At 50.0% G+C, this 21,862-nt stretch carries 18 protein-coding genes and 4 pseudogenes; 3 read left to right on the forward strand and 19 right to left on the reverse strand.

What is annotated here, in order from left to right; translation table 11 throughout:
* Positions 1-145: 145 nt before the first annotated feature.
* Positions 146-616, reverse strand: coding sequence for a hypothetical protein (locus DWX91_RS00305; RefSeq protein ID WP_118293476.1), 471 nt, complete (start codon positions 614-616; stop codon positions 146-148).
* Positions 617-852: 236 nt separating this feature from the next.
* Between DWX91_RS00305 and DWX91_RS00310 the strand changes: the two genes are divergently transcribed.
* Positions 853-1,875 carry a PTS transporter subunit IIC gene (locus DWX91_RS00310; protein WP_118472163.1) on the forward strand — a complete coding sequence of 341 codons (1,023 nt, stop codon included), beginning with the start codon at positions 853-855 and terminating at the stop codon, positions 1,873-1,875.
* 105 nt (positions 1,876-1,980) lie between these two features.
* Here DWX91_RS00310 and DWX91_RS17705 read toward each other — a convergent pair whose 3' ends face one another.
* From DWX91_RS17705 to DWX91_RS00325, 4 genes are all read right to left on the reverse strand, one after another.
* The gene (locus DWX91_RS17705; RefSeq protein WP_412693786.1) at positions 1,981-2,535 is read right to left on the reverse strand and encodes a hypothetical protein; all 555 of its coding nucleotides are present in this window, start codon (positions 2,533-2,535) and stop codon (positions 1,981-1,983) included.
* Positions 2,532-2,834, reverse strand: a complete 303-nt coding sequence (locus tag DWX91_RS17710) for a hypothetical protein (RefSeq protein WP_412693787.1) — start codon at positions 2,832-2,834, stop codon at positions 2,532-2,534. The genes DWX91_RS17705 and DWX91_RS17710 overlap by 4 nt, the downstream gene beginning before the upstream one ends.
* Positions 2,835-2,844: 10 nt before the next feature.
* Positions 2,845-4,350: a UDP-glucose--hexose-1-phosphate uridylyltransferase gene (gene galT, locus DWX91_RS00320; protein ID WP_118472164.1), complete on the reverse strand. Its 1,506-nt coding sequence runs from the start codon at positions 4,348-4,350 to the stop codon at positions 2,845-2,847.
* A 313-nt stretch (positions 4,351-4,663) separates the two neighbouring features.
* The gene (locus tag DWX91_RS00325; protein ID WP_118472165.1) at positions 4,664-5,197 is read right to left on the reverse strand and encodes a Gx transporter family protein; all 534 of its coding nucleotides are present in this window, start codon (positions 5,195-5,197) and stop codon (positions 4,664-4,666) included.
* A gap of 281 nt (positions 5,198-5,478) precedes the next feature.
* On the opposite strand from DWX91_RS00325, the gene DWX91_RS00330 reads away from it, so the two are divergent.
* Entirely contained in the window at positions 5,479-6,504 is a 1,026-nt protein-coding gene (locus DWX91_RS00330) for an FAD:protein FMN transferase (protein WP_118538156.1), read from the forward strand.
* Positions 6,485-6,829 (forward strand): NusG domain II-containing protein, encoded by a 345-nt coding sequence (locus DWX91_RS00335; protein WP_181357182.1) that lies wholly within the window; start codon positions 6,485-6,487, stop codon positions 6,827-6,829. Before DWX91_RS00330 ends, DWX91_RS00335 begins: the two co-directional genes overlap by 20 nt.
* A 69-nt stretch (positions 6,830-6,898) precedes the next feature.
* On the opposite strand, the gene DWX91_RS00340 is transcribed toward DWX91_RS00335, so the two are convergent.
* From DWX91_RS00340 to hisS, 14 genes and pseudogenes are all read right to left on the reverse strand, one after another.
* Entirely contained in the window at positions 6,899-7,894 is a 996-nt protein-coding gene (locus DWX91_RS00340; protein ID WP_107000500.1) for an aldo/keto reductase, read from the reverse strand.
* Positions 7,895-7,909: 15 nt separating this feature from the next.
* The gene (locus tag DWX91_RS00345) at positions 7,910-8,770 is read right to left on the reverse strand and encodes an SseB family protein (protein ID WP_022359338.1); all 861 of its coding nucleotides are present in this window, start codon (positions 8,768-8,770) and stop codon (positions 7,910-7,912) included.
* Between the two features lie 16 nt (positions 8,771-8,786).
* A complete protein-coding gene (locus tag DWX91_RS00350; protein ID WP_181986221.1) occupies positions 8,787-9,416 on the reverse strand; it encodes a DUF3877 family protein in 630 nt (209 codons plus the stop codon).
* Between the two features lie 125 nt (positions 9,417-9,541).
* Positions 9,542-10,038, reverse strand: a pseudogene (locus DWX91_RS00355) (metallophosphoesterase).
* Positions 10,038-10,637, reverse strand: coding sequence for an RdgB/HAM1 family non-canonical purine NTP pyrophosphatase (gene rdgB / locus DWX91_RS00360; protein WP_118472167.1), 600 nt, complete (start codon positions 10,635-10,637; stop codon positions 10,038-10,040). Before rdgB ends, DWX91_RS00355 begins: the two are co-directional and overlap by 1 nt.
* Before the next feature lie 115 nt (positions 10,638-10,752).
* Complete coding sequence (locus DWX91_RS00365; RefSeq protein ID WP_118472168.1) at positions 10,753-12,462, reverse strand: lectin like domain-containing protein; 1,710 nt, start codon at positions 12,460-12,462, stop codon at positions 10,753-10,755.
* Positions 12,452-13,617 (reverse strand): annotated as a pseudogene (locus DWX91_RS00370) (class I SAM-dependent RNA methyltransferase). Before DWX91_RS00370 ends, DWX91_RS00365 begins: the two are co-directional and overlap by 11 nt.
* Positions 13,618-13,758: 141 nt before the next feature.
* On the reverse strand, positions 13,759-14,076 hold the full coding sequence (locus DWX91_RS00375) for a rhodanese-like domain-containing protein (protein WP_243015232.1): 318 nt from the start codon (positions 14,074-14,076) through the stop codon (positions 13,759-13,761).
* A gap of 219 nt (positions 14,077-14,295) precedes the next feature.
* A complete protein-coding gene (locus DWX91_RS00380) occupies positions 14,296-14,496 on the reverse strand; it encodes a hypothetical protein (RefSeq protein ID WP_107000506.1) in 201 nt (66 codons plus the stop codon).
* Between the two features lie 264 nt (positions 14,497-14,760).
* Entirely contained in the window at positions 14,761-15,480 is a 720-nt protein-coding gene (locus DWX91_RS00385; protein ID WP_022359330.1) for a C40 family peptidase, read from the reverse strand.
* Between the two features lie 384 nt (positions 15,481-15,864).
* The gene (locus DWX91_RS00390; RefSeq protein WP_118472169.1) at positions 15,865-17,622 is read right to left on the reverse strand and encodes a sensor histidine kinase; all 1,758 of its coding nucleotides are present in this window, start codon (positions 17,620-17,622) and stop codon (positions 15,865-15,867) included.
* Positions 17,619-18,295 (reverse strand): annotated as a pseudogene (locus tag DWX91_RS00395) (response regulator transcription factor). Before DWX91_RS00395 ends, DWX91_RS00390 begins: the two are co-directional and overlap by 4 nt.
* A 358-nt stretch (positions 18,296-18,653) precedes the next feature.
* The gene (gene aspS, locus DWX91_RS00400) at positions 18,654-20,462 is read right to left on the reverse strand and encodes an aspartate--tRNA ligase (protein ID WP_107000508.1); all 1,809 of its coding nucleotides are present in this window, start codon (positions 20,460-20,462) and stop codon (positions 18,654-18,656) included.
* Positions 20,463-20,515: 53 nt separating this feature from the next.
* Positions 20,516-21,777: pseudogene (gene hisS, locus DWX91_RS00405) on the reverse strand (histidine--tRNA ligase).
* Positions 21,778-21,862: the final 85 nt, after the last annotated feature.

The following is a 21,862-nucleotide window of genomic DNA, read 5'->3' on the forward strand; positions in this document are numbered from 1 at the left end:
TCATTTCGTCCGGTTCTGCCCCGGACCTCTATTGCCTATGTATTCTATATGATTTTTGCTCAGTATACCATATTTCCCCAATGAACGCCAGACTTCCGACAGCTATCTTCTGGATTGATTTTCTATGTCTTGCCATAGGCAAAATCTATAGGAACCAAATAAAATACATAAACATACGATACAGATAATTAATTCCAGACAAAGCAAACAAAATCAGCAAAATCACCAGCACAAGGCTCATTTTCCCCTTCTTTTTCTGATTTTTTCCTTGCTGCACCGCACTTCGTCTCTGCGTTGTCTGATACGACATACTGTTCTGGTTCTGTGTCCGGACGGATGCCTGTCTGCCTGCGCCTGCTGCTTTCTGCGTCTGGGAATATGCCTTCGCCCGGTCCGCAAGCGTGCGGATGGCATCTGTTCCTGCCCTTGCACTCGTTTCCCACGAGGCAGATCCCGCATTGTGATACTCACAGTCCGTCTCATGCGCCGGGTGACGCTCATTCAGATAATAAGTTGCATTGACATAGTTAGGATTCCGGATCCACTGTTTACAAAAAGAACAATAATGACCATACTTGATCGGATGGTCGCAAATCGGACAAATTCGTCTCTGCATGAAATACCTCCCCTCGAATCGAACATACTTTTTCGAAAACACCTCGTCAATTATTTTTTATTGTATCATAACTTTTTTACTTTTTTCTATATTTTCTCTTGTATTTTCTCCATTTCGTGTTAAAATACAAACGTCCATTACACCTGTCAAGACAGGTGTAAGCCATTTATTTGACCGGAATGGCCGAAACGATTCATTCCGTTCACAATTATTTTACTCTGGGAGGTTCTATCAATATGGAACGTGTGAAAGCTTTTCTGAAACGGAAGCAGGTTATCATCTCCGTTCAGACGTATCTCATCGATGCGCTGGGCGCGATGGCATTTGGTCTGTTTGCTTCTCTTCTGATCGGTACCATCTTCGGCACACTGGGGGAGAAGACAGGCGTTGTAATTTTTACCACGATCGCAGGCTACGCCAAGAGCGCGACCGGTGCAGCGCTCGGCGTCTCGATTGCCTACGCCTTAAAGGCACCGACGCTCGTCCTTTTCTCCGCCGCTACCGTCGGCATCGCGGGCAATGAACTCGGCGGTCCGGTCGGCGCGCTCGTTGCCACCATCATCGCAGCCGAGCTTGGAAAAATCGTCTCCAAAGAGACACCGGTTGATATTCTCGTCACCCCGGGTGTCACCATCATCTCCGGCATCCTGGCCGCACAGTTTGTCGGTCCGGGCGTCTCCGCATTCATGACCGCTTTCGGAAATCTGGTGAAGACAGCGACCGTCATGCAGCCGCTTTTCATGGGTATTCTGGTTTCTGCCCTGATCGGCATCGCCCTGACGCTTCCGATCAGCAGTGCGGCAATCTGCATCATGTTAAGCCTCGACGGTCTGGCAGGCGGTGCCGCCACCGCAGGCTGCTGCGCGCAGATGGTCGGATTTGCCGTTTTAAGCTTCTGTGAAAATAAATGGGGTGGTCTTCTGGCACAGGGACTCGGAACCTCGATGCTCCAGATGGGAAATATCGTCCGGAACCCGAAAATCTGGATTCCACCGACACTCGCCTCGATGGTCACCGGTCCGCTCTCCACGATGGTCTTCCATCTGGAAAATATTCCAGCCGGTTCCGGCATGGGAACCTGCGGTCTCGTCGGACCGATCGGCATCTACACCGCCATGCAGGGAAGTGGAAATTCGATGATGTGGCCGGGCATCCTGCTCATCTGCTTCGTGCTTCCGGCTGTTTTGACCCTGTTCTTCGGCGCACTTTGCCGGAAAGCCGGATGGATCAAGGAAGGCGATTTGAAGCTGGATCTATAATTATAGCTCCATAAAACAGGCATTGAAATGCTATTCATCCACACTGTGTGGATAGCAAGCATTCCAATGCCCGTTTTTTTGATCCAGTTATCTTTTCCCTACTCCTTATCGTTCTTCTTTCCCCAGCAGCTCCCGCATACTTGCGAGTAGCTTCGCCTCTTTGTCTTCCTTATATTCTCCGAGCAGGACCTCTTCAAACTCCTTCTCCACCTTCATCCGGCGGAAATACGAGCTCATTTCATCCGCCATGCCGGAGAGCCGGTTTAACAGGCGTGAGAAATCGCGCAGCATCACGTCGTCCTTGTGGTACGGATAAACAATGTCGTGGTCAACCTCACTCCATCCCTCCTCGAACAGCGTTCTCGCCTGAATCTCGACGTAGTAACCGCGGTATTTGATGATGTAGTGAAGGGAACGGTAGATACCGCCTGACTTGATTTCGATCACATTTTCATCGTAGATCCGGCTGTCCCCGTTTCGGCGGTATACCTTCGGACGCTCTGCAATATAGCAGTGTGTCTCATCATTGTCAAAATCGCGCTCACGGTCTTTTACATACTGCTCCGGGGCATTTTCAAACGCCGATGTGATGTATTCATGGAAATGACGCCAATCCTCACGGTACAGGAAGAATACACGGATACCGATAAGGTCCGTCACGTATTTCCAGTAATTATCAACTCCCAGCTGGCAAATTTCTCCGGCTGCTCTTTTTTCTTGCGGATAATCTTCTCCAGCAGATGCCCCGGTGCCTTGGTACGGTAACGGTAGGAATGGATCCCCGCTTTTTCAATATCATACAGATACTTATCTACAAAATCCTTGCCAATCTCCCGCAGCTTTCCCTCGATCGTCGCATAATGATCCGCGATCGCAGTCAATTCCTCCCAGGAAACGCCCGCCGCGTCAAAGTCTTCCTGTTCGATCCGATATTTTCTTAAAAATAAATCTCTCTCCATTATCTCCTCTTTATCGGAAGCCCACTGAGCGCAGGAACCGGGCAAATGCCTCCCTGCCTTCCGGCGTACACTTATATACGCCCGCGTCTTCCAGTACCTGCTCAAAGACAAGACCTACCTCTTTTTGCAGGATTTCGTTTATATTTTCACTTGTTATATGCTCATACTTCGGCAGGAACTCATCCACCCAGTCCGCATGCTTTTCAAGCTCTGGATTGGAACGGATATCGCCTCCGGAAAGGATCGCCTCCGCCAGATCGGCAAGCTCCTGTTTCAATCTGGACGGGAGCACCGCCAGACCCATGACCTCAATCAGACCGATATTTTCTTTCTTGATGTGATGCAGCTTCGCGTGCGGATGGTAAACACCAAGCGGATACTCATCCGTCGTGATGTTATTGCGGAGCACCAGATCCAGCTCATAGAAATCGCCATTTTTTCTGGCAATCGGCGTGATCGTGTTGTGCGGTTCTCCGTCCGTCTCAGCATAAATAAAAGCATCCTCATCCGTATAGCTGCGCCATGCACGCAGCACTTTTTCACCCAGATCAATCAGGCGGTCTGGATTCTTGGAACGGGTCCGCAGAACTGACATCGGCCATTTAACGATTCCGGCTTCCACATCCTCGAAGCCTTCCATCTCAAATTTCTGTTCAATCGGCGCTTTTGCCATCGCAAACGTGTAATGTCCGCCCTGAAAATGGTCGTGACTTAAAATCGAACCGCCGACGATCGGCAGATCCGCATTGGACCCCAGGAAATAGTGCGGGAACAATTTCACAAAATCAAACAATTTGACAAACGTTGCCCGTTCGATCTTCATCGGCGTGTGCACACCGTTGAACACGATGCAGTGCTCATTGTAATACACATACGGCGAATACTGAAAGCCCCACTGGCTGTCATTGACCGTGATCGGGATAATACGGTGGTTATTGCGCGCCGGATGGTTGACACGTCCGGCATAGCCTTCATTTTCCTTGCATAAGAGACATTTCGGATAACCGCTCTGCTTTGCCAGTTTGGCTGCCGCGATTGCCTTCGGATCTTTCTCCGGCTTGGATAAATTAACCGTGATGTCCAGCTCCCCGTATTTTGTATCCGTTTTCCATTTCATATCCTTGGAAACACGGTAACGGCGGATGTAATTGGAATCCTGGCTCAATTTGTAATAATAATTGGTTGCCGCCTCCGGCGATTCCTCATACAATTTCCAGAAATGTCCAATCACCTCGCTCGGGCGCGGCATCAGGCAGTTCATCAGCTTCGTGTCGAACAGATCGCGGTACACCACGCCGTCCTCCTTCAAAACGCCCGTCTCATGTGCATAATCAAGCAGGGCATCCAACGTCTCTTCCAGTGAAATCTCCCTGCATGCGCCCTGCGGTTCTTCATATTCATCCAGTCCCAGGACCTCGAGAATCTGGTTCGTCGCGTAAATGCGATCCGACTCCTGAAGAAGCCCCGTATTGACTCCGTACTGTACTAAATTTCTGATTTCTTCATATACTGCCATACCCTATCCTCCTGACTGAAAAACAACCTTGCTGTTTCATTCTTATCCTTTTATCATTATAACTTTATCGTTACTGTTCACGCATACGTGCCCAGTAACGGAATTTGCCGTGGCTTCGCATTTAAATACGGCAAATTCCTGCTGCCACCACGTTTTCTTACGGCACTTTCGGTTCCAAAAGTGCCTACCTGTGAACAGTAACACTTTATCTGCCCATCTACCACTGCGCCACCTTATCTCATGGCATTTTCGGTTCCAAAAATGCCTGCATATGAACAGTCACTGTACATCCTCTTACTCTTGTGGCTTCCATTTACATAAATTTTGTCAAATCCAGACATTTTAAGCGATTTACCAGGATTCCTCCGAGAAGCCCAATCAGCGCCCCCGCTGCCGTTCCGGCTGCCAGAAGCACCGGAAGATAGTAGAACAGACTCGCATTTTCCACCACCAGCGCCGCCACGATAAGCTGCCCGATGTTGTGTCCCGCACCACCCAGGATGCTGACACCGGTCACGCCGAACCAGTCCAACCGGCGGAACACCACCATCAGAAGAAGGCTGACCGCAGCACCTGCCAGACTATACAGCATCATCGACAGGTTTCCAAACGTAAATCCTACCAGCACGATACGCACCAATGCAATCGCCGCTGCCGCACCGGATCCCAGCAGATACAGACTCACGATCGACGCCAGATTCGCCAGTCCCAGCTTGACCCCCGGAACGCCCAGGTTGATCGGTATCAGGGTCTCGACATAGCTCAGCAGAAATGCCAGTGCTGTCATCATTCCATATAAAGCGATTTTTCCGGCTCTGGATGTGCCCACTCGTCCTTTTTTCTGCATTTCTTCCTCCTCTGTATGCCTCTCTATATATTAGTAAAAATTTTTAGTTTTGTAAAGCGCGTAACTCCGATTTGTTACTGTTCACGCATACGTGCCCAGTAACGGATGGCACTTTCGGTTCCAAAAGTGCCTACCCGTGCCCAGTAACGATTTTGCCGCTGCGTTTGGTTTCTGGGCAGTAATCTTGACTTTCCTATCAACCTTTGTTAGAGTAGTTGCAGACATTTTTGCAACCATAGTTTCAAACCGAATTTTCGATATTTTTAAGAATGGAGCTCTTTATGAAAAAAAAAGATTTATCCGCGCTTCTGACACTTTTTGCCGTTGTATTTTTAGGTTGCGGCGCGGCGCTTCTTTTCAGCAAATCCCGCCGGGAGCCGATCAGCCGTTCCGCGTTTCTGCTGAATACATTTGTCAACATCACACTCTATGATTCGCAGGATGAAGCGATCCTTGACCACTGTGTGGACATGTGCCAGGAGTACGAAAACCGTTTCAGCAAGACGATCGAGGGCAGCGAGCTTTACAAGTTAAACCACCGCAGCGCCGACGAAACGACTTTTACCGTCTCCGATGATATGGCGGCGATGATTTCTGAAGGACTGCATTACAGTGAGGTTTCCGATGGTGCCTACGACCTGACGATCGAGCCGCTCAGCTCTCTCTGGAATTTTACCAGCGACGAGCACGTGATCCCGGCGGAGGATGACATAACAGCGGCGGCAGAACGCGTCAACTGGAAAAATGTGAAACTTGACGGAAATACTTTAACCTTCCTCTCCCCGGACACGACGATTGACCTCGGCTCCATCGCCAAGGGCTACATTGCCGACCGCATGAAAGACTATCTGACCGAATCCGGCGTCGAAAGCGCCATCATCAACCTGGGCGGCAACGTACTCTGTGTCGGTGAGCGCACAAACCACCAGCCGTTCCGCATCGGGCTGCAGAAACCGTTTGCCGACTATGCAACGGTTTTTGCCGATCTGAATATTGATGACATGTCCGTTGTCTCCTCCGGCGTCTATGAGCGCCATTTTGAGAAAAACGGTGTCAATTACCATCACCTGTTAAACCCGAAAACAGGCTATCCGTACCAGAACGGACTGGTTTCCGTGACGATCGTCTCCCCGCGTTCGGTGGATGGCGATGTACTCAGCACGACCTGTTTCTCAATGGGACTGGATAAGGGCCTGGAACTCATCAATTCAATGGATGGCATTTATGCTTATTTTATCACGGATGATTATAAACTGATTTACTCGGATGGAGCGGAGGCATTTATTGATGAAATCAAAGAAAAATAGAAATGATTTTGTTTTGATTCTGGTTCTTCTTGCCGTCATACTCATCGGTTTTCTGGTTGTGCGCTTGCAGCGCCAGAAGGATGCTTTTACCGTCGATGTCAGTGTCAATGGAACAACCGTCGCCACCTACCGGCTGGATGAGGAGATAGACACCTGGATCGACGGGTATCAGGGGGGACAAAATCATCTGGTGATTCAAGATGGATGTGCCCGGATCGAAGAGGCAGACTGCCCGGACAAGCTCTGTGTGAAGCAGGGAACCGTTTCAGAGAGTGGGGAATCGCTGGTTTGCCTGCCGAATAGGGTGGTTGTGGCGGTTAAATAGATATGGTTTGCCAACACGGACGGAAACGCCCAGCGGGTACGCATAATTGCGCCGCTGGGCGTTTTCTGTTTATTTTATTCCACAAATTTGATCGATTTTAAGCAGCTCTTCCTCGCTCAACGGTGCCCCATCCAACATTTTCAGATTATCTAATATCTGCTCCGGTTTGGACGCACCGATGAGAACGCTGGTTACCACAGGATCCTTCATGACCCATTTGAGCGCCATCTGGGAGAGTTTTTCGCCTCTCTGTCCGGCCATCTCGTTGAGGGCGCGGATCTGGCTGATTTTTTCTTCGGTGAGCTGGTCTTTTTTGAGAAATCTGCCGTCGGTCATGACGCGGCTGTCGGCTGGGATGCCGTACAGATAACGGTCGGTTAAGGTTCCCTGTGCAAGCGGGCTGAATGCAATCAGACCTTTCTTTTCTTTGACAGCAGCTTCTTTTAAGCCGTTGTTTTCGATCGTGCGGTCAAAGATGCTGTAGCGGTTCTGATTGATGACGAACGGGCATTTCAGATCACGCAGGATCGCAGCGGCTTCCTGCATTTTTTGTCCATTGTAGTTGGAAAGTCCTGCATAGAGAGCTTTCCCGCTCTTAACTGCCTGATCGAGTGCTCCCATCGTCTCCTCAAGCGGCGTCTCCGGGTCCATCCGGTGATGATAGAAAATGTCTACATACGGAAGTCCCAGGCGTGTAAGGCTCTGATCGAGGCTTGCGAGCAGGTATTTGCGGCTGCCCCAGTTTCCATAAGGGCCGTTCCACATCTCGTATCCGGCTTTCGTGCTGATGATCAGCTCGTCTCGATATGGCATGAAATTTTCCTTTACAATCCGTCCCAGATTTTCCTCAGCACTTCCCGGCTCCGGTCCATAATTGTTGGCAAGGTCAAAGTGCGTGACGCCATTGTCAAAAGCGGTAAAACACAGCTTCCGCATTGTCTCATAGACGCCGGTGCTGCCAAAATTATGCCAGAATCCCAGCGAAACTGCCGGAAGCCTGAGTCCGCTGCTGCCGCAGCGGTTGTAGGTCATTCCATCATATCTTGCGTCTGCTGCCTGATACATATACTCTTTCCTTTCCTACTCCCGTCCAGCCTCTGCCTGAACCTCGCGGATAGCTGCGTCGATCTGTGCCTCTACGGATACCGGCTTCTGGACCGGTGCTTCCGGCTGCTTCTTTACTTTCTGTACGGTCAGCGGCATATTAACGCCCAGCGGATTGAGAACGATGCCCTTTGCCTCCTCCGGGAGTACCTGAGCCAGCTTGAGCGCATCTACGACAACCGGGCGGAATTTCTTCTCACGGTTGAAGCGCTGGAACTCGATCACATCCGTAAAGATCGGCTGGAAAATATCTCCGCTCTTTAATTTAACCAGCGGAATGCCATTTCCTTCCTCTGGAAGCGGCACGATATAGCGGCCCTTCGTGAAGTGCGCGCCGATCTCCTCCTGTAAATCGTTTAATTCCGGCGTAATCTCCTGATTTGGCTGACGGCGCAGATCCTGCATATAGTAAAGCATCGTCAGGTGCAGCTCCGGGTTCTCCACCCAGACTTTTCCATTCTTGCTCTCCTCCGGGTCTTTGCGTCTTACAAACTCGGTCAGCTGAATCATCTTCTGCTCCTCGCCCACGTGTACCTGGATAGCATTGACACCCATCGTGTAAAGGCTGGTATAGAAAAGCAGAAGGCTCTTTCTGTCCACCTTCGCGATTCCTACCGGAATCTGCTGCTCTGCCAGCTTCTGTGCGCCTGCCTTTGCGCCCTCTTCGTCCGTAAACAGCAGGATGGCATCATCCATTGTTTCCGGATCACAGTATACATACGGCTCTTTCGTACATCCGGAAAGAATGGCATATAAGGAATCTGCCTCTCTTAACTTCTGTGCGAAGATATCCGGCTCCTGTTCATTCGTATTTGTCTGCTTTGTCTCGTTTTCCATCCGTCTAATCTCCTTTTTATTGAATCGTCATCAATGCCTCAAAATCAGCCCGTGCAAATCGGTGGTAAATCGTGTGCCCCATCTCCTCACGGATACAGTAATCATATGCATCAATGCTGCTGTCTGTAAAATAAATGACATAATCAAAATCCATGCCATCCGGCATCTGCCGGCACTCATACGCGCCGAATTTTTCAAACACAGCGGTAATCTCTTCCTTTGTGCAGGCGTGCTTTTCCCGAAACAACTGGATCAGCTCTTTTAAAAACGGCGGTTCCGGAACCTGCTCATGGACATACTCCACAAAATCCGGCGGGATCGTAAAGACGATCCGATCGGCGTGGATCCGAATCTGGGTATCTCCCATTTTCTCCTTCTTCGCCTCCAGCTCATGCCGTATCTTCTTCGCCAGCTCCCGGATATCCGTCTCCTGTATCTCCAGCATCGCATTCAGGGAAGAAAGCGGATAATAAAGGCGCATCGTCTCCCTGGCATAACCAAGTTTTAGCTGCGCCTCTTTGATCTGATCCGTCATATTTTGAATTAAAGCTTCCAGTCTCATGTCATACTCCTGCCTCGGAAACGAAACCTCCGTCCCCGGCATCTTTATTGGGTCGATTGAATCATTGATAAGTACCTTTTTCACAATCTCTCTCATTATAACAATTTACCGAAAATGCGTCAATATGCGGATATTTGCTTTTTCGGTTTCATAGTTATTGGGCACGTATACGTGAACAGTGACACGCATATGTGCCCAGTAACAGACCTCTACAAATAGCAGGTCGTAAAATGCGCCTCGCCCTCGTCATCCAGATCCATGAGCATGTAGCTCGGGCGTCTGCCCTCCTGGCGCGGAAACGAAAGACTGCCCGGATTCAACACAGTCAGATCCCCGCGCCGCTCCAGATACGGCTTGTGGGTATGTCCAAACATCGCAATCTGCACGCCGCGATCCTGTGCCTCATCGATCAGGCGCTCCGTCCCAACCGATACGCTATAAAAATGACCGTGGGTCAGAAATGCGCGGTATTTTCCAATCGAAATCTCCTTCTCGCGGTCCAGATGGGAGAAAAAATCATTATTTCCCAGCACCATATAGACCTCGCAGTCCGGGTTCTGCTCCTTACACCACGACGTAATCATGTCCTCACTTCCCTCGGCGTCACCCAGATGAATGAACATGTCAAACGGTGCTTCATTCTGGATGACTTCCAGCAGATTACCATCCGACGGTGGGTGTCGCTTGTAATTAATATTTTTTTCATCACTCGCCAAGCGCCTCCTTCAGCGCATCCTTCATCCGCTCCAGCGCCTTGCCCCGGTGGCTGATACGGTTTTTCTCCTCCATCGTGAGCTCTGCTGACGTTTTGCCGTACTCCGGCAGCCAGAGAATCGGATCATATCCAAATCCGCCATTTCCAGCCGCTTCCTTTGCAATCTCGCCCTCCATCGCCGCTTCTGTGTGAAGCACTCTGCCATCCGGCAGCACTGCCGCGATATTGCACATAAAACGGGCGCTCCGCTCTTTTCCTTTTGCATCCTTCACGCGCTCAATCAAAATCTGGTTCTTTTCCTCATACGGTGTGTCCCCTAAATACCGCGCTGAATAAACGCCCGGCTCGCCGTTTAAATAATCTATCACCAGTCCAGAATCATCTGCCAGCACAATGCCGCCCGTCTTCTCCCAGACTGCCTTCGCCTTGATCTCTGCATTCTCGCGGAAGGTGGTTCCATTTTCCTCGATCTCGCCTTCAAATCCAGCCTCGCGCATCGTAACAATCTCACGGTTTAAATCCTTTAAAATCTCACGGATCTCTTTCAGCTTTCCCGCATTTCCCGTCGCAAATATAATTTTCTCGCTCACTTTTCCTCGCTCCTTTATCCTCAAACAGCATGGCTTTTCATATCCCGACATTCCGAATCACCGTTCTTCAAAAACAGCTTCCGCCATACCTTCACATCCGTACCAGCAATCAATTCTAGGAATCCACATTCCTCGTATACGCTTTCAAACACACATTGCAGTTTTGCTCCGTCTCCACGCGCTCCCAGGAGGAACCGCGGTAACTGATATAGCCTTCACCGTCGCTTAAATCGACCGTCAGTCCCTTATCCGGCGAACTGTACTCGATCGCCACCGGATGAATCGCTCCCGGCGTCGTGATCTCGACAATCACGGCAAACCGTTCGCCTGCCTCCAGCGTCACCGTCTTATCCAGCAAAACCGTATAATATCCGGCGTTCGCAACCTCCCCGGAAGCCACCTTTCTGCGCCGCCCGAACTGGGAGCTGCCCTCGGCGTCCGTCACGGTATATACCTGATACGATGTATTTTCCCCGGTTGCATAGAAGCCGACTGCCTCCAGCTCTTCTTTCTCCTCTGCCGTATAAATATTGGCAAAAAATGCCGATTCTTTTCCGTAACCGAGCTGCCCGACCCAGCCGCACAGATCTGTCTGGTAAATGTGGTCGTAATTATCTGCCGACTCGATTCCGGAATAGAGAATGTTGTGGATCCCAATATTTGTATCATAGTAGGACACGTAAAAATACCCATCGTCCCCAAATTCGCCGCCCCAGCTGTTGGCGCAGATAAACGCGCCATCCCCCTCCGGCGGCTGGTTAAAATTGTCTCTCGAATAGTGGTCATCCCAGCCGATGATCACAACGTCATGATTGGGCTTCTCATCGCCATTATACCAGTACGCCCCTGTCTCTTTCCGGTAATAATGCGTATCGTCGCGGTCACTGACCATCGCCGTATACAGGGAGCTCTGAACGCCTCCGTACAGATAAACCGCCCGTTTAACCGCCTCATAATCCTTCTCCGGCAACACCTGTATCTCCTGCACATGACAAGCAGGGCTTAAACCGTCAGGCGAATAGCCGTCGCCGTATGGATCCTCTTCTTCCAGCACCGGTCCCTGCCACGCCAGCAGATACGCCATCGACATCGTATACTCGCCCCCGGCATTCTGTGAAAAATGGAAGCTGTTCCGGAGGGACATATGATCCTCCGAAAAGCTGACATTCCACTCCGGCCGGACACGACTTTCCAGCGCCATCACCGATGCAAACGCCCAGCACGTTCCGAGACTCCCCTGGTTTTTAACCGCCGGTGCCCGGCCAGCCTTCCGGTAATCATAGGATTCCGGCAAAAACGTGGCTGGATCCTCTGACCCAGTCAGTTCCATTTTCCGGTTCTCTGCATCCCAATTTTCTTCATAGGAAAATACCTCCGTCACCGCCTCAAGCGGCACATACAGGATTCCATTTTCCCACTCTGGGGCTGCTGCAATCGTCTGGCTCTCCTCCCCAAGCAAAAGTTCCGGGCTTCCGACCGTCATCTCCGCATGAGTATTGCCGCGCTCCATCACAAGCCGGTTTCCATCGTAGAGAAGCGCCGCACAGGAAAGCGCGTCCGGCAGCATCCCATACGGTATCATAAACTGCCCGTCCTGCGACATTCTCAAGCTTCCAAGCTGCGGATCGACCATTGTTCCATCGACTTCCAGCGTGATCGGGCTGTCATTAATCTCCTCGGCCATCTGCTCATACCACTCCGGCTGCCACTCGGCGCTCTCCTCCGTCTTTTCCACCTGCTTCGGAATATGAATCAGACGGTTCTCGCGTACCAGAAATCCCAGCAGAAGCACCAGAAGCGCCCCATAGAAAACATTACGCTTCAACCTGATCCCCCGTTTTTCTTCTCGGCGGCTTCGGACCCATAAACTGATAATAATACGTCTTCATCATACCATTGTAGATTTTCCGGTTCTTGTCCGCTTTCCTGCCAATATAGCGCTCTGCGTCCTCATACGCGGTAATCAGGTACATCGACCAGGAATCCAGCGCCTTAAACCGTTCACCGATCGTCTTATAGAGCGCTGGAAGGTTCTTTTTCTCCTCGATACGCTCGCCGTAAGGCGGGTTTGTGATAATAAAGCCATATTTCTTCGGATGGCTCAGCTGCGCCACCGGGCGCTCCTGGAAATGAATCATGTGATCCACTCCGGCTCTCTCCGCATTTTCCCGCGCCGCCTTGATTACCTCTCCGTCAATATCGTAGCCCTGAATGTCTACCTTTACGGTATCATCCACCATCTCGGTCGCTTCATCGATCGCGTCGTACCAGCATTTCTTCGGAATCAGGTTTGTCCAGCTCTCCGACAGGAGGAACGGTTCATGCCCGGTGCCATATTTGCCGCGATCATCGCCGCCTCGATTGGGAAAGTACCGCTTCCGCAGAACGGATCGACCAGAATCCGGTCCGCTTTCCACGGAGTCAGAAGAATCAGCGCCGCTGCCAGTGTTTCCGTGATCGGCGCCTTACTCGTCATCTGACGGTAACCGCGCTTGTGCAGCGACTCGCCGCTCGTATCGATACCGACTGTCACCTGATCCTTATAGAAAAAGACGCGCAGCGGATATTCATTGCCCGTCTCCGGCATCCGGTCCAGATCGTAATATTCCTGCATATGACGGGCAATCGCCTTTTTCATAATTCTCTGGATATCTGACGGGCTGAACAGCTTACTCGAAATAGACGACGCCTTTTTAACCCAGCATTTACCGTCCTTCGGAAGATATTTCTCCCACGGAATCGCACGGGTCGCCTCAAACAGCTCGTCAAAGGTCACTGCCTTGAAGCTTCCCACTTTTAAAAGGACGCGCTCCGCCGTCCGCAGAAAAATATTCGCACGGCAGATCGCCTCCGCATCGCCGATAAAGGTTACGCGACCATTTTCCACCTCGGTAACCTCATAGCCCAGATCCACTACCTCTTTTTTTAACACTGCTTCCAGTCCAAAATGACAGGGAGCAATCAGTTCATATCGTTCCAATCTTTTTTCCTCTTATCTCTCTGTGGATTCATTGCCAAATCATTTCATGCAAAGAATCCTTTTATTTTCATTACAGTCTTCACCATTTTTATTCTAGTTGACTGGTCTGCATCTGTCAATGAAAAGCCGCGGCAAAAGTGTCTATCTCAGGCTGCACTGATACTTCCCCTGATAAAAGCGGTAACCGCCGCCCAGATTATAAACCTCATATCCCATCCGGTCATACCAGCCGCACACCAGAAGGCTTTCACTCCCCCGCGCACAGTAAAACAGAAGCGGACGTTCACCTGTAAGTGTCTGCCGGTTATCCTGAAGCCATAAAAATGGAATATTTTCCGCCTCGCAGAGGTGAGACACATTATATTCTTCCGGCGTCCGAAGGTCAATCAGCGTCCCGTGTACCCTTGCTCCAGCCACGCGTCCAGATACCGCACCGGTATGGTCTGATACATCCGTCATCCCTCCTCATTTTATACAAAAACGGTTTCTGACAGAACCCGATTTCTTTTTTACCTCTATGTAATATTAATATATGCTTTGTCCGGCGGACAGGTGTCAGAGGAGATGCGGCAGCCTCTTCCATTGGCACGAAAGTACAAAAGACGAACAAATGCCGGGAAACGGTGGATATTCCGCATTCCCGGCATTCACTATTTTTTCTCTTATCTGCCTGTCTCATCAGTCACAATCGCTGTAATCATCCTCTGTCTTGTCCTGATACTGGTTTTTAGAGCTATTTCTGGAACGGTTCTGGCTCTGGTTCTGCATGCGGTTCTGGCTCTGGTTGGAACCATAATTAGAGCTGTTCTTGGATGCATTTTTGGTGCTGTTTTTCTCGGCACTGTTATCATAGTTGCTGTAACTGTTTTTGCTTGACATAAGTCATTCCTCCTAAATTCCTGCCCTGTCAGGTTTTCTACGTGTCGGTTCCGGCTTCCTGTGAACAGCCGCTTAACCGTCACTTTCTTGTTACAGGTCTTAGTATGGAATTTTACTGCGAAAGTATGCAGGGTAATTCTTACTTTTTATGCCAGTAATATTTTTTTGTTTCATCGGACGCAATTTCCTATGAAATCAAAAAACATCTGCATCCAACCCTTTTTTCATGAAAAGGTTCAATGCAGATGTTTCGTAAATTCATTCTTAACCCAGCACGTTCACAATCTTAACCGGTGTGCGGTAGTTCCATGGGGAAGTCTTGATGCCGGTTCTTTCAGTTGAAGCATGTACCACTTTGCCGTCGCCGATATACATCGCTACATGGTTGATACCTCTTCCGCTTCCGTAGAAAATCAGGTCGCCCGGCTGCATCTGGTCAGCGCTGATTGCTGTACCCTGCTTGGACTGGGAAGTTGAAGAACGGTTCAGGCTCACACCGGCACCGTGCTGCATCACATATTTCGTAAAACCAGAACAGTCAACCCCTGTGTGCGGGTCGCTGCCGCCAAATTTATAACGTCCACCTACAAACTGCAGTGCATAATTGACTAACTGCTCTCTGGTCGAGAGATTGCTCTGCTCTGCGACAAATGCATCTGCGACTGCAGCTGCTTCCTCTGCCTTGCTGAGCATAACGCTACTCTGAACCTTCAAATAGCCTTCCATCTCACCGGCCGCTACCTTGATCCAGCTGTCATCTGCCTTTCCAACTACGTCATAGGACTCGCCCTTTTCAGCCATCGCTACTACTTCTGAGTTTTCATCCTCATCCGCATAGATCGAAAGGTCTGCTGCCACGGTTGCCACCATGTCGCTCTCATAACCTGTAGACGGCCCCGCAAAAGCTGCCTGCGCGCTGCCAATGGTCAGCATTGAGCACACGCATACCATACTGAAAAGTTTCTTTGTTCTATTTAAATTCATGCTTCAAAACTCCTTAATTAGATTTTGTGATTCCCGCAGATATTGCTGAAACAAAAGAATCGAGTCCCAATCGCTGTGGTGCTATCTATCGGTCGAAATGTTACATAATTATTAAATCTTGTTACGTTATTATTATATTTTCTTTTCTTTTCGTTGTCAAGGAAATGACGGATCTTTTATATTTATTTAAGATTTTAATTTCGGACAAAAAAACGCAAAAATACAGGGAATTTCAACCATATTGGGACAAAATATTTTTGCCCCAGGCTGCCGAAATTCCCTGTATTTTCAAGTGTTTTTTATATCATCTCATATATAATGCAAATCACGATTCTGAAACATATTTCATAATTCTAAGATTCTGTCTCTGGCAAAATTTTATTTTCATTTTTCACCAGCCGTGTCCAGCGTAAACCAGAACTCCACACCGTTCTCATGGTTCTTCACACCGCACGCCTTATGGTGCATCTCCATGATCGCCTTGACGATCGAAAGCCCGATGCCGCTGCCGCCATATTCCCGCGTTCTCGCTTTATCTACCTTGTAAAACTTCGTCCAAAGGTTCGGAAGCGCTTCGTCCGGGATCGGATTTCCCGTGTTAAATACTTCCACGCAAACCTCTTTTCCATCGCGCCGGTGGTCAATCCGAATCTGAATCTTCTTCTCCCTGCCACCCACATGATGAATCGCGTTCGTCAGGTAATTGGTGATGACTTCCTCTATTTTAAATTCATCGCCCATGACGTAGACTGGTTCCTTCCCGTCAAAATCCACAGTCAGCTCATTCTGCTTAAGCAGCACACCGGAAGAAGAAATCACACTGGCAATCAGCTCCGTCAGGTCAAACCGCTCCACAGACAGCCGTTCTCCCCCAAATTCCAGCGCCGTCAAGGTCAGAAGCTGGCGCACCATCCGATTCATTTTCCCAGCCTCGTCCATGATAACGCCGCAGTAATAATCGCGGTTCTCCTTGTCCTCCGCCATGCCCTCGACGAGTCCTTCCGCATAGCCCTGAATCAGCGCGATCGGCGTCTTTAACTCATGCGACACATTCGCAATGAACTCCTTCCGCATCTCATCGATCTGCACTTTCTCGTCAATATCCTTTTTAAGCTGTGCATTCGCCTCTTTCAGTTCCCCGATCGTTGTCTTGAGGCGCTCCGAAAGCACATTCATGCTGTTTCCAAGCGTATCAATTTCCTCCGTCGAGCGGCGGCTTGTCTCATAGCGGGCATCAAAATCCAGGTTCGACATCTTTTCCGACAGCTCCGACAGCCGTTTGATCGGCATCGTAATGTGCCGGGTAATAAAATAAATCAGAATACTTCCCGCCAGAATTACCACGATTCCAACAAACATCAGAAACCGGTTTGAGATAGCCGCGCTCTCATGGATGCTCTCCATCGGCATCGTCATGATGAAAATGGTCGCATTATCCGAGAAAAATCCCCAGCTTTCCAGATAAAACGTCTTGCTGAGCGGGTCAAACGTCTTCTGAATCATGTAGTTGTCATATTCCCGCAATACATCCCGCTTCGCCCCCGCATGACCGACGATATAGCGCCGCACCCGGTCACGCATGACTTCCACATCCCGCGCCGAGGAGACGAGTGTCTGGTCACTCTCGCTGTCATATAAAAGCAGGGAAATATTCGACCGGTCACGCAGCTCGCGGATCACATTTGCCAGCCGGACACCGCCGCTCGAAGCTTCCTCCCCATCCAGTTCATCCGCCGATGCATCCTCCGAGTCATCCTCCAGCACCACCGTGTCACCTTCCGCATATTCACCCAACGCATCCTGTGTCTCATCGCCAGCCCTATCACCGGTTCCATTTTTACCAGACTGAGCCGAACCGCCATCCGCACTGTCCATATCAGAACTTCCATCTTTCGACTTCTGGTACTCTTTCCAACCCGAATTCAGCTCCGCCTGTGCGTCCTCCAGCGAACTCTCGCCATTCCGGACCTCATCCTGGATAATCGCGTCAATCGCCCGATATCCCTTTTCCAGCGTATGAATCTTATAATTCTGGTAATATCCGGACAGAAACCAGTTATTGATACACCAGATAAGCGCGATTGCAACCGTCATCAACCCGGCAAATATGATTGTAAATTTCCATCGGACCGAACGTTTCATTCGCTTACCTCAAATTTGTAGCCCATGCCCCAGATCGTCTTGATGTACTCGCCTTTCTCGCCCAGCTTACTCCGAAGCTTCTTCACATGCGTATCGATCGTCCGCGCATCGCCGAAATAATCATAATTCCATACATTATTCAGAATTTTTTCTCTCGAAAGCGCAATTCCCTGATTCTCTGCAAAATACGTCATCAGCTCAAATTCCTTGTAGCTTAAATCCACCGGTTTTCCATCCACGCTGACCTGATGTGCCGTCTTATCAATGTGGATGCCGCCCACATCGATCACATCCTGGCTGCCGCCGTTGCTGCGGCGCAGGATCGCCTCCACACGTGCGACCAGGATCTTCGGACTGAACGGTTTGGAAATATACTCATCCACGCCCAGATTAAAGCCCTGCAGCTCGTCGCTCTCCTCGCCTCTCGCCGTCAGCATGATGATCGCACCTGCGAATACTTGCGGATCGTCTTCACAACCTCCCAGCCGTCCATCTTCGGCATCATCACATCCAGAAGAATCAGCGCAATGTCCTTCTGCTGGAAAAACAGATCCACCGCCTCCTCGCCGTCCCCGGCTTCCAGCACCTGATACCCTTTAATCGAAAGGAAGTCCTTCACCAGCTTCCGCATCCTCGCCTCATCGTCCACGACCAGTATTTTAATCTTATCCATAAAATCTTCACCTCATTTATTTTACTCTGCCGTGTATGACAGAACCTTTTTCCACGCTGTCATATCCTGATTACATTCTCAATCTGTCTGTATTTTAGCAGATTCGGGTGGGAGATTCCATAGGTTCACAAAAGATTCATAGTTTCTGCCACATATAGAAAAGAGAGTCCTTTTCCATCCTCCTGAGTTCCCCAATGCAAGCAATTTATATATTCAGTTGCCAAGGACAAATGGAACTTTTTCATCTCACACGCAAAACAGGACTGTCCGACAAAATCCAGTATTTCCCTGCATTTCTCATCCAGCCCTGTTTGCTTTCTATTTCACAGTCTTCCCAGGCTGTTCCATATCTTATATTTTATTCTTCGGTCTTCTCCGCTTCATCGCTCTCGACCACACCAATGGAAAGATCTTCAAGCTGTTTCGGATCAACCTGAGACGGTGCTTCCATCATCAGGCAGGAAGCATCTTTTACCTTCGGGAATGCGATGACGTCGCGGATGCTGTCTGCGCCGACCATCAGCATAACCATACGGTCCATACCGTAAGCCAGACCAGCGTGCGGCGGTACTCCGTATTTGAATGCGTCTAACAGGAAGCCGAACTGCTCCTGTGCTTTCTCCTTCGTGAATCCAAGTACCTCAAACATCTTCTCCTGGATGTCTGCCTGATGGATACGGACAGAACCGCCGCCCATCTCGGTACCGTTCAGGACGATATCGTATGCTTTTGCACGTACCTTGCCCGGATCGGTATCGATCAGCGGAAGATCCTCTTCCATCGGCATGGTAAATGGATGGTGCATAGCTACGTAGCGATCCTCTTCCTCTGAATATTCAAGCAGCGGGAACTCGGTTACCCACAGGAACTTGAAATCATCCTTCTTTAAGAGGTCAAGCTGTCTAGCGATCTCCAGACGTAAGTTTCCAAGTACATCAAATACAACTTTATCCTTGTCAGCTGCGAACAGAAGCAGATCGCCCGGCTTACCGCCCATAGCAGCCACCAGTGCATCCAGCTCTTCCGGCTTCATGAACTTGGAGAAGGAGCACTTGTAGGTACCGTCCTCATGGATTGCCAGATATGCAAGACCTTTTGCACCAAAGCCTTTTGCGTACTCAACCAGCGCATCGATCTTCTTTCTCGGCATAGCGCCCTGTCCTTCTGCGTTGATACCGCGGACAGAGCCGCCATTTTCCAGTGCACTCTTAAATACAACGAACTCGCAGTCTTTTACTACATCCGATACGTTTTTCAGCTCCATGCCGAAACGCAGATCCGGCTTATCGGAACCGAAACGATCCATTGCCTCGCGCCAGGTCATACGCTGGATCGGAAGCTGCAGATCGTAATTGCAGATCTCCTTGAAGAGCTTCTTTAACAGACGCTCATTGACATCCAGAACGTCCTCAACGTCAACGAAAGAAAGCTCCATATCGATCTGGGTAAACTCAGGCTGACGATCGGCTCTTAAGTCCTCGTCACGATAGCAGCGTGCCAGCTGGAAGTAGCGGTCATATCCAGAACACATCAGAAGCTGTTTTAACAGCTGCGGAGACTGCGGCAGTGCATAGAAGCTGCCCGGATGTACACGGCTCGGTACCAGGTAGTCTCTCGCGCCCTCCGGAGTACTTTTAATCAGAGTCGGAGTCTCAATCTCAAGGAAGCCTTCCTCTGCTAAGAATGCACGGGTCAGGATAGCCACGCGGCTTCTTGTCATCAGGTTTCTCTGGATATCCGGACGTCTCAGATCCAGGTAACGGTATTTCAGGCGAAGATCCTCTTTGGTTTTGGAGTTCTCCTCGATCGGGAACGGCGGTGTCTCAGACTCTGCCAAAATGCGGAGGTAATCCGCGCGGATCTCAATCGCACCTGTCTTTAAGTTTTCATTTACTGCACCGGAACGTGCCTCTACGCGTCCGGTTACAGCGATAACGAACTCGCTTCTCAGCTTTTCTGCCTTTGCAAAGCTCTCAGCGCCGCAGTCAGCTTCCTCGAAGATCAGCTGCAGGATACCGGAACGATCCCGCAGATCCACGAAAATAATGCCGCCTTTATTTCTGCTCTTCTGAACCCAGCCCATAACGGTTACTTTCTCACCGATATTGGCAGTTCCCAGCTCGGTACAGCGATGGGAACGTTTCAGTCCTGCCATAGATTCTGCCATGATAGTATTTCCTCCGTTTATTATAGTTTTATCTGAAAAATTCAAAAACTGAATCACTTCAAACTGTCTTTGTAAAATTCCACGATCTCCTCGTAGCCGTCCTTCGCCAGCTGCTCCTTCTGGAATTTCTTGTTCTTGTTCATCTGTGCGACTGCCACGCGGGTGCCGTTAGCGCGCTCTTCCTGTGCTTTCTTTAAGACGGCACGGAACTGCTCGCCGCTTAAACCTTTCTCATACAGGAATGCTTTCTTGCCGGCTGCCTCCGGTACTTTGAAACCGGAATCCATCAGGATCGTGATGATACGCTCAAAACCGATGGAAAATCCGCACGCCGGTGTATCGACGCCGGTAAATTTGCCGATCAGCTTGTCGTAACGTCCGCCGCCTGCAACGGAGCCGCCGAAGCCTTCCATGGAACCTCAAAAATCGTTCCGGTATAGTAGCCCATGCCGCGCACCAGCGTCGGGTCAAATTCAAGACCGAATTCGATGTCTGCAACCGCTTTAACAGTCTCCATGATCGTTGCCAGATTCTCTGCCTTTGCCGGATCCATCACGCCGGAGAGCTTCTCGCCCAGCGCGCGGACGCCTGCCGCATCGTTCTGAATCTCTGCCAGAAGTCCGGTGTATTTCTCAACCGCCTCTGGCGCATAACCTTCTGCAAGCAGCTCTTCGCGGACACCGTCCAGACCGATCTTATCCATCTTATCGAGAATGATAAATACCTTATCGGTCTCATTTTCCGGGAATCCGCTGTAATCTGCCATGCCCTTTAAGATCGCACGGTCATTGACGCGGACAGTGTATGCCTTGTCCGGGCAGATGCGCTTCAGCGCCTTGGTAAGCGCCAGAATCTCCTCGATCTCAGCCAGGTTTGTCGCATCACCTAAAATATCGATATCACACTGTACAAACTGACGGAAACGCCCCTTCTGCGGACGATCGGCACGCCATACGCTTCCGACCTGCAGCGCCTTGAACGGCGCTGATAAATTAGCAGAATTGTTTGCATAATAACGGCTGAGCGGCAGAGTTAAGTCATAGCGGAGACCACCGTCTACGACATCTGCCTCTGTCTGTGCTGCCTCGACGTTCAGCTTCTCGCCTCTCTTTAAAATCTTGAAGATCAGCTTCTCATTGTCGCCGCCCTGCTTGCTGGTCAGGTTCTCAATGTGCTCCACGCACGGAGTCTCGATCGCTGAGAAGCCGTATCCGCGGTAGGTATCTTTGATGATATTCAGCACATAATCCCGGATCTCCATCTCGCCCGGAAGAATGTCCTTCATGCCTGTAACTGGTTTTTTCTTTAAAGCCATGTGTCAAACTCCTTCTATGTCTTTCTGCGACCATATTTCCCGCGCAAAGAAAACTTCACTTTTCCATGCTGGAAACTGGATTTTT

The organism is Clostridium sp. AF22-10 (assembly GCF_003478725.1).
GTDB classification, from domain to species: Bacteria; Bacillota; Clostridia; order Lachnospirales; family Lachnospiraceae; genus Otoolea; species Otoolea fessa.

Bases quoted from the DNA above. Each gene is read 5' to 3' on its own strand.
- DWX91_RS00375 (WP_243015232.1), bottom strand. From the start codon at position 14,076: ATGACGGATGTATCAGACCATACCGGTGCGGTATCTGGACGCGTGGCT.
- DWX91_RS00330 (WP_118538156.1), top strand. From the start codon at position 5,479: ATGAAAAAAAAAGATTTATCCGCGCTTCTGACACTTTTTGCCGTTGTA.
- DWX91_RS00335 (WP_181357182.1), top strand. From the start codon at position 6,485: ATGAAATCAAAGAAAAATAGAAATGATTTTGTTTTGATTCTGGTTCTT.
- DWX91_RS00385 (WP_022359330.1), bottom strand. From the start codon at position 15,480: ATGAATTTAAATAGAACAAAGAAACTTTTCAGTATGGTATGCGTGTGC.
- DWX91_RS00305 (WP_118293476.1), bottom strand. From the start codon at position 616: ATGCAGAGACGAATTTGTCCGATTTGCGACCATCCGATCAAGTATGGT.
- DWX91_RS00345 (WP_022359338.1), bottom strand. From the start codon at position 8,770: ATGGAAAACGAGACAAAGCAGACAAATACGAATGAACAGGAGCCGGAT.
- DWX91_RS00310 (WP_118472163.1), top strand. From the start codon at position 853: ATGGAACGTGTGAAAGCTTTTCTGAAACGGAAGCAGGTTATCATCTCC.
- DWX91_RS17710 (WP_412693787.1), bottom strand. From the start codon at position 2,834: ATGGAGAGAGATTTATTTTTAAGAAAATATCGGATCGAACAGGAAGAC.
- galT (WP_118472164.1), bottom strand. From the start codon at position 4,350: ATGGCAGTATATGAAGAAATCAGAAATTTAGTACAGTACGGAGTCAAT.
- aspS (WP_107000508.1), bottom strand. From the start codon at position 20,462: ATGGCAGAATCTATGGCAGGACTGAAACGTTCCCATCGCTGTACCGAG.
- DWX91_RS00325 (WP_118472165.1), bottom strand. From the start codon at position 5,197: ATGCAGAAAAAAGGACGAGTGGGCACATCCAGAGCCGGAAAAATCGCT.
- DWX91_RS00340 (WP_107000500.1), bottom strand. From the start codon at position 7,894: ATGTATCAGGCAGCAGACGCAAGATATGATGGAATGACCTACAACCGC.
- DWX91_RS00380 (WP_107000506.1), bottom strand. From the start codon at position 14,496: ATGTCAAGCAAAAACAGTTACAGCAACTATGATAACAGTGCCGAGAAA.
- DWX91_RS00390 (WP_118472169.1), bottom strand. From the start codon at position 17,622: ATGAAACGTTCGGTCCGATGGAAATTTACAATCATATTTGCCGGGTTG.